The 7,625-nt window shown below is 69.6% G+C and carries 5 protein-coding genes and 1 pseudogene; 4 read left to right on the top strand and 2 right to left on the bottom strand.

What is annotated here, in order from left to right:
- The 3 genes and pseudogenes from ABZY57_RS31180 to ABZY57_RS31170 all read left to right on the top strand — a co-directional run.
- Nucleotides 1-406: pseudogene (locus ABZY57_RS31180) on the top strand (hypothetical protein); the annotation flags it as partial.
- A 302-nt stretch (nucleotides 407-708) separates the two neighbouring features.
- Nucleotides 709-1,467: a ribosome-associated translation inhibitor RaiA gene (raiA, locus tag ABZY57_RS31175; protein ID WP_356517659.1), complete on the top strand. Its 759-nt coding sequence runs from the start codon at nucleotides 709-711 to the stop codon at nucleotides 1,465-1,467.
- Nucleotides 1,468-1,726: 259 nt separating this feature from the next.
- Nucleotides 1,727-2,455, top strand: a complete 729-nt coding sequence (locus tag ABZY57_RS31170; RefSeq protein WP_250751046.1) for a response regulator transcription factor — start codon at nucleotides 1,727-1,729, stop codon at nucleotides 2,453-2,455.
- 208 nt (nucleotides 2,456-2,663) lie between these two features.
- Here the strand turns inward: ABZY57_RS31170 and ABZY57_RS31165 are convergent, their stop codons facing one another.
- Both ABZY57_RS31165 and ABZY57_RS31160 read right to left on the bottom strand, forming a co-directional pair.
- The gene (locus ABZY57_RS31165) at nucleotides 2,664-3,839 is read right to left on the bottom strand and encodes a crosslink repair DNA glycosylase YcaQ family protein (protein ID WP_356517656.1); all 1,176 of its coding nucleotides are present in this window, start codon (nucleotides 3,837-3,839) and stop codon (nucleotides 2,664-2,666) included.
- Between the two features lie 9 nt (nucleotides 3,840-3,848).
- On the bottom strand, nucleotides 3,849-4,430 hold the full coding sequence (locus ABZY57_RS31160) for a GNAT family N-acetyltransferase (protein ID WP_356517654.1): 582 nt from the start codon (nucleotides 4,428-4,430) through the stop codon (nucleotides 3,849-3,851).
- A 240-nt stretch (nucleotides 4,431-4,670) separates the two neighbouring features.
- Here ABZY57_RS31160 and secA point away from each other — a divergent pair, with 240 nt between their 5' ends.
- Complete coding sequence (gene secA, locus ABZY57_RS31155) at nucleotides 4,671-7,445, top strand: preprotein translocase subunit SecA (RefSeq protein WP_356517652.1); 2,775 nt, start codon at nucleotides 4,671-4,673, stop codon at nucleotides 7,443-7,445.
- Nucleotides 7,446-7,625: the final 180 nt, after the last annotated feature.

Raw genomic sequence — 7,625 nt, 5'->3', positions numbered from 1 at the left:
CGGGCACGACCCGGCGCGCAGGATCGCGCTGGCCGCCTCGGCGCGGATGCGGCGGGAGGGGGTTCCCGCGCGCGTGACGCCCGTACTGCGGCTGCGGCGGGCGGTGGCCGACCAGGCGGGCCTGGGGGCGGCGCAGCGCCGCGAGAACCTCGCGGGCGCCCTGGAAGCGCGGCCCGGCGCCGGGCGGGTGATGGCGGGGGCGGCTCGGATCGTGCTCGTGGACGACCTGGTCACCACCGGATCCACGCTGGTGGAGGCGGCGCGGGCGCTGCGCGCGGCCGGGATCGGGGTGCCGGGCCGGGCGGACGCGGCGGCTCTGGTGGCCGCCGTGGTGGCCGCGCCCGCGGACTCCTTCGTGCGTCGCGACACGGCCGCAACTCGTACAGAGCAAGAAACTGGTGAATAGATTTGGAACTGGAAGGGAAGGCGCATCGTTGCAGGTAGTAAGAGGGAGCGGCCACCTGAACGGAGGTACGTTCCGGTAGCGGGTGCCGACAACCGGCATAGAGGGATATGTTCGGTTGTAAGGAATTGGCGAACCTTGGGCCCCACGCATCGGAGCGCAGGTTTCGAGCGTTGTGACGTTTCGGAAACTTCGTGTCAGAGGTTGTCCCTCGACTCCGAAGTCGGTGGGGTGTAGATCTTGCCGATGGGGGAGGAGGAGGTGGAAGTCGCCAAGTCCGAGGCTCCGGTGTTCACCGGGGTCTGGTGCGAAAGGGAGACGCTTCGCCCCTGAGGCGGAGCTATCCGGGAACGGAGTTCTGCGTGGACATCGTCGTCAAGGGCCGTAAGACCGAGGTGCCCGACCGGTTCCGCAAGCACGTGGCCGAGAAGCTGAATCCGGAGCGGATCCAGAAGCTCGACGCCAAGGTGATCAGCTTGGACGTCGAGGTGTCCAAGGAGCACAACCCGCGCCAGGCCGACCGTTCCGACCGCGTGGAGATCACCCTGCGTTCGCGGGGCCCGGTGATTCGTGCCGAGGCCGCCGCCGCCGACCCGTATGCGGCGCTCGACCTCGCTCAGGACAAGCTGGAGGCCCGGCTGCGCAAGCAGCACGACAAGCGCCACACCCGTCGTGGCAGTGGACGGCTCTCGGCGGCGGAGGTCGCCGACGTGGTCCCGAACGCCGCGACCCTGAATGGCAACGGCGAGCCGGTCAACGGAGAGAAGGCGGACGCGGACGCGATTCCGACCACTCGGATCGGATCGCTCGAAGTGCAGGGCGAAGGCCCGCTCATCGTGCGCGAGAAGACCCACTCGGCCGCACCCATGTCGCTGGACCAGGCCCTGTACGAGATGGAACTGGTCGGTCACGACTTCTATCTGTTCGTCGATTCCGACACCAAGATGCCGAGCGTCGTCTACCGGCGCCACGGCTACGACTACGGCGTGATCCACCTGAACCCGGACGCCTCCGGCTCGGACGAGCTCGACGGCGCGGGCGCGGGTGGCGCGCTCGGAGGCTGAGCGGCTGATTCCGGACTGATTCCGGGCTGGATCCGGATGTCCGTGCGGTGCCGGTGTGGTGCCCCCGCGTTCGCCCAGGCGGGCGCGGGGGCACTCCCATGAGGTGATGGCCGATAAGCGGTGGCCTGTATGGGTCGGCCGGTAATCGTCGGCCCCCGTTCGGCTGCGCGGGCATGGAATCATGTCGGGCAGTCAGCCGGCGGCCGCTCTCGTCGGATTGACCCAGCAGCTCAGCACACGTGGTGCAGGGGGAGGAACGATGGCGGACAGCTTCGGGCCGGTGCGTGATGACAACGGTGCGGGCTGCCGTGAGGAGGACCGGGTGGCGGAGCCGATCCGGGTGCTCGTGGTCGACGACCATGCGCTGTTCCGGCGCGGGCTGGAGATCGTCCTCGCGCAGGAAGAGGACATCCAGGTCGTCGGCGAGGCGGGTGACGGGGCGGAGGCCGTGGACAAGGCGGCGGATCTGCTGCCGGACATCGTGCTGATGGATGTGCGGATGCCGCGGCGCGGCGGGATCGAGGCCTGTACCTCGATCAAGGAGGTGGCACCCTCCGCGAAGATCATCATGCTGACGATCAGCGACGAGGAGGCGGACCTCTACGACGCGATCAAGGCGGGGGCGACGGGGTACCTGCTGAAGGAGATCTCGACGGACGAGGTCGCGACGGCGATCCGCGCGGTGGCGGACGGCCAGTCGCAGATCAGTCCGTCGATGGCGTCGAAGCTGCTGACGGAGTTCAAGTCGATGATCCAGCGGACGGACGAGCGGCGGCTGGTGCCGGCGCCGCGGCTGACGGACCGGGAGCTCGAGGTCTTGAAACTGGTGGCCACCGGGATGAACAACCGCGACATCGCGAAGGAGTTGTTCATCTCCGAGAACACCGTGAAGAACCACGTGCGGAACATTCTGGAGAAGCTGCAGTTGCACTCCAGGATGGAGGCGGTGGTGTACGCGATGCGGGAGAAGATCCTCGAGATCCGATAGGGCGGGCGGCTCGGGGGCCTCGTGTGCGCGGTGGCCCTGCGGGGCGGAGCCCCCTGCACGCCCTTGCTCCGGTCCCCGTGCGCTGACCGGAGCCGTCCGGGGCTCCGCCCCGGACCCCCTACGGACCCCGGACCCCCGACTCCCGACCCCCGCACCCAGTCCTCGGACGCCGGACGGCCGGAAGGACACCAGAGCCGGGCACCGGCCGTCAGAGGGCGGACAGTTCCGCGGTGACCGCCTGGGCTTCCGCCGGGGAACTCGCCCTGTCGATGCGGATCGTGTCGCAGCCGACCCAGGAGGCGGCCTCGCGGAGGGCTTCGGCCATGGGGCGGGCTGCCTTCGGGGTGGTCAGGGAGAGTTGGCGGGCTACGAGGGTGGTGCCCTCGCGGGCCGGGTCCACGCGGCCCTGGAGGCGGCCTCCGGCCAGCAGCGGCATCGCGAAGTAGCCGTGGATCCGCCGGGGCTTGGGCACGTACGCCTCCAGGCGGTGGGTGAAGCCGAAGATCCGCTCCGTGCGCGGGCGCTCCCAGACCAGGGAGTCGAAGGGGGAGAGGAGCGTCGTGCGGTGGCGGCCCCGGGGGAGGGTGGCCAGGGCCGAGGGGTCCGCCCAGGCCGGTTTGTCCCAGCCCTCCACCTCCACCGGGACCAGGCCCGAGTCCTCGACCACGGCGTCGAAGTCGGGGCCCTTGAGGCGGTGGTAGTCCGCGATGTCGGAGCGGGTGCCCACGCCCAGGGACTGCCCGGCGAGGGCCACCAGGCGGCGCTTGCACTCGCGGTCGTCCAGATCGTCGTGGAGCAGCGCCTCGGGGACGGCCCGTTCGGGGAGGTCGTAGACCCTCTTCCAGCCGCGCCGCTCGGTGCAGACGACCTCGCCGATGTCGAGGAGCCACTCCACCGCGATCTTCGTCTCGGACCATTCGAACCATTCCCCGCCGTTCTTGGCGCCGCCCAGTTCGGTGGAGGTGAGCGGTCCTTCGGACGCGAGGCGGTCCAGGACCGTCTTCGTCGAGCGGTGCTTGTCCTCCAGGACGTGCCAGCGGTGGCCGCGGACCTTGTTGGCCCGGCGGCGGAAGGCGAAGTGCGGCCATTCCTCGATCGGCAGGATGCAGGCCGCGTGCGACCAGTACTCGAAGGCGTGGTTCTGCGACCAGTACGAGGCTTCGACGGTGGAGCGCCCGACGGCTCCCAGGCGCGCGTACGGGACGAGCTCGTGCGAGCGGGCCAGCACGGAGATCGTGTCGAGCTGGACGGCGCCCAGGTGGCGCAGGACGCCGCGGACACCGCCGCGCCGGTCCGGAGCACCCAGGAATCCCTGCGCGCGCAGGGCGATGCGGCGGGCCTCGTCGGCGGACAGGGACAGGGTGGGCGAGGGCGCGGTCGTCATGGCGGAACCCTAGGGGGTGGCACTGACAGGCGAGGGCAGGTACGGGAGGCGTGAGGGAAGGCCCAGGTCCGAGGGGAGCAGGGCGCCGATCCAGCAGTCCCGCAGGGTCTCGCGGATCTCGATGCCCGCGCGCTGGACGCCCTCGATGACGAAGCCGGCCTTCTCCGCGGCCGCGCGGGAGGCGTCGTTGCCTACGCTGGCCCGCCAGATCAACCGTACGCAGCCGGCCTCGGTGAAGGCCCAGCGGGCCACGGCGGGCAGGGCCTCGGCCAGGTAGCCGCGGCGCCGGTGTCCCGGGGCGGTCCAGAAGCCGACCTCGTGCGCGCTCGGGCCGCGCTGCATGACTCCGATGGTGGCGACCAGCGGGCCGTCGGCGCCGAGGAGGACCGCGAAGGCGTACTCGGAGTCCTCCCGCCATGCCGCCGGGACCTTGGCCACGTAGGACTCGGCGTCCGCGTGACCGTACGGGACGGGTACGGGCATCCAGTGCTGGATCGCCGGGTCCTGGCACGCCGCGTACACCTCGGCGGCGTCCGGGGGGAGGTGGGGGCGCAGGACGAGGCGCCGAGTGGCCAGCGTGGTCGGTTCCATGGGGGGATTCTGCTCTGGGAGGACGGCGGCGGCGCAGCGGATTCTTGGAAGAGGGTCCACCCATACCGGCACCTTCGGTGCCCCTCGCACGTTCTCATTTCCGGGCAGTCCAGCCCCGCGGCAGTGCGGACCTCCCGACGCGACCGCGTCCTCGCTTACGATGGCCGTTGCGGTGGGGCCCACCCTCCGTGCCCGTGCACGAAACAGTGCCAGGCCCGACCGGCAAGGAGACAAACCTCGGTGTCCGTCTTCAACAAGCTCATGCGTGCAGGCGAAGGCAAGATCCTCAAAAAACTGCACCGCATCGCGGACCAGGTCAACTCCATCGAAGAGGACTTCGTCAACCTCTCCGACGCCGACTTGCGTGCGCTCACGGACGAGTACAAGCAGCGCTTCCAGGACGGCGAGAGCCTGGACGACCTGCTGCCCGAGGCCTTCGCGACGGTCCGCGAGGCCGCCAAGCGCGTCCTCGGCCAGCGTCATTACGACGTACAGATGATGGGTGGCGCGGCGCTGCACCTCGGCTACGTGGCCGAGATGAAGACCGGTGAGGGCAAGACCCTCGTCGGCACGCTGCCCGCGTACCTGAACGCGCTCTCCGGCAAGGGCGTCCACCTGATCACGGTGAACGACTACCTCGCCGAGCGCGACTCCGAGATGATGGGCCGGGTGCACAAGTTCCTCGGTCTGGAGGTCGGGTGCATCCTGGCGAACATGTCTCCGGCGCAGCGCCGCGAGCAGTACGCCGCCGACATCACGTACGGCACGAACAACGAGTTCGGCTTCGACTACCTCCGCGACAACATGGCGTGGTCGCAGGACGAGCTCGTCCAGCGCGGCCACAACTTCGCCGTGGTCGACGAGGTCGACTCGATCCTCGTCGACGAGGCCCGTACCCCGCTGATCATCTCGGGTCCGGCCGACCAGGCCACCAAGTGGTACGCGGACTTCGCGAAGCTGGTCACGCGCCTGACCAAGGGCGAGCCCGGTCAGCCCCTCAAGGGCATCGAGGAGACCGGCGACTACGAGGTCGACGAGAAGAAGCGCACCGTCGGCATCCACGAGTCCGGTGTCGCGAAGGTCGAGGACTGGCTCGGCATCGAGAACCTCTACGAGTCGGTGAACACCCCGCTCGTCGGCTACCTGAACAACGCCATCAAGGCGAAGGAACTGTTCAAGAACGACAAGGACTACGTCGTCATCGACGGCGAGGTCATGATCGTCGACGAGCACACCGGCCGTATCCTCGCCGGCCGCCGCTACAACGAGGGCATGCACCAGGCGATCGAGGCGAAGGAAGGGGTGGACATCAAGGACGAGAACCAGACCCTCGCCACGATCACCCTCCAGAACTTCTTCCGCCTGTACTCGAAGCTGTCGGGCATGACCGGTACGGCCATGACCGAGGCCGCGGAGTTCCACCAGATCTACAAGCTCGGTGTCGTCCCGATCCCGACCAACCGCGACATGGTCCGCAAGGACCAGGCGGACCTGATCTACCGCACCGAGGTCGCGAAGTTCGCCGCCGTGGTCGACGACATCGCGGAGAAGCACGAGAAGGGCCAGCCGATCCTCGTCGGTACGACGTCGGTCGAGAAGTCCGAGTACCTCTCGCAGCAGCTCTCCAAGCGGGGCATCCCGCACGAGGTGCTGAACGCGAAGCAGCACGACCGTGAGGCGACGATCGTCGCCCAGGCGGGCCGTCGCGGCGCCGTCACGGTCGCCACGAACATGGCCGGCCGTGGTACCGACATCAAGCTCGGCGGCAACCCGGACGACCTCGCGGAGGCCGAGCTGCGCCAGCGCGGTCTGGACCCGGAGGAGCACATCGAGGAGTGGGCGCACGCCCTTCCCGAGGCGCTCACGCGGGCCGAGGCGGCCGTGAAGGCGGAGTTCGAGGAGGTCAAGGAGCTCGGCGGGCTGTACGTGCTGGGCACCGAGCGCCACGAGTCGCGCCGCATCGACAACCAGCTGCGCGGCCGCTCCGGCCGACAGGGCGACCCGGGCGAGTCCCGTTTCTACCTGTCGCTCGGTGACGACCTGATGCGCCTGTTCAAGGCGCAGATGGTCGAGCGCGTCATGTCGATGGCGAACGTGCCGGACGACGTGCCGATCGAGAACAAGATGGTCACGCGGGCCATCGCGTCGGCCCAGTCGCAGGTCGAGACCCAGAACTTCGAGACGCGCAAGAACGTCCTGAAGTACGACGAGGTCCTCAACAACCAGCGCACGGTCATCTACAAGGAGCGCCGCCGGGTCCTGGAGGGCGAGGACCTCCAGGAGCAGATCCGTCACATGATGGACGACACGATCGACGCGTACATCACGGCCGAGACGGTCGAGGGGTTCGCGGAGGAGTGGGACCTGGACCGGCTGTGGAACGCCTTCCGGCAGCTCTATCCGATCAAGGTCACGGTGGAGGAGCTGGAGGACGCCGCGGGCGACCGCGCCGGCATCACCGCCGAGTTCATCGCGGAGTCCGTCAAGGACGACATCCACGAGCAGTACGAGGCCCGCGAGGCGGCCCTCGGCTCCGACATCATGCGCGAGCTGGAGCGGCGCGTGGTGCTGTCGGTGCTGGACCGCAAGTGGCGCGAGCACCTGTACGAGATGGACTACCTGCAGGAGGGCATCGGCCTGCGGGCGATGGCCCAGAAGGACCCGCTGGTCGAGTACCAGCGCGAGGGCTTCGACATGTTCAACGCCATGCAGGAGGGCATCAAGGAGGAGTCCGTCGGCTACCTGTTCAACCTGGAGGTCCAGGTCGAGCAGCAGGTCGAGGAGGTCCTGGTCTCGGACTCCGGTCCGTCGCTGGCCAAGCCCGAGATCCGGGCGAAGGGTCTGGACGCCCCGCAGCGGCCGGACCGGCTGCACTTCTCCGCGCCCACCGTGGACGGTGAGGGCGGCGTCGTCGAGGGCGACTTCGACTCGGATTCCGGTGAGGACGCCGGGATGACGCGTGCGGAGCGCCGTAAGGCCGCGAAGGCCACGGGCGGCCGTCGCCGCAAGAAGTAGCCCGCGCCGCTCGCGGGATCACCGCCGGGGGGGGGCCCCCCGCCGCGCGGGGGGGGCGGCCCCCGCGGCCGGCCCCCCGCACCCCCCCGCCGCCCCCCGCGCCGCCCGCGGCCGGGTACTCCTCCTGGCGGGTCGCGTCGGGCCCGATGACGGAGGTGCGGGCGGGGGTCTGCGGGAGCC

The organism is Streptomyces sp. NPDC006450, assembly GCF_040612195.1.
GTDB lineage: Bacteria > Actinomycetota > Actinomycetes > Streptomycetales > Streptomycetaceae > Streptomyces.
Note: the sequence above shows the minus strand (reverse complement) of the source record. Positions and strands in the feature narration are given on the sequence as shown.

Coding starts and splice junctions, on each gene's coding strand:
- ABZY57_RS31170 (WP_250751046.1), top strand. CDS start 1,727: ATGGCGGACAGCTTCGGGCCGGTGCGTGATGACAACGGTGCGGGCTGC.
- ABZY57_RS31165 (WP_356517656.1), bottom strand. CDS start 3,839: ATGACGACCGCGCCCTCGCCCACCCTGTCCCTGTCCGCCGACGAGGCC.
- ABZY57_RS31160 (WP_356517654.1), bottom strand. CDS start 4,430: ATGGAACCGACCACGCTGGCCACTCGGCGCCTCGTCCTGCGCCCCCAC.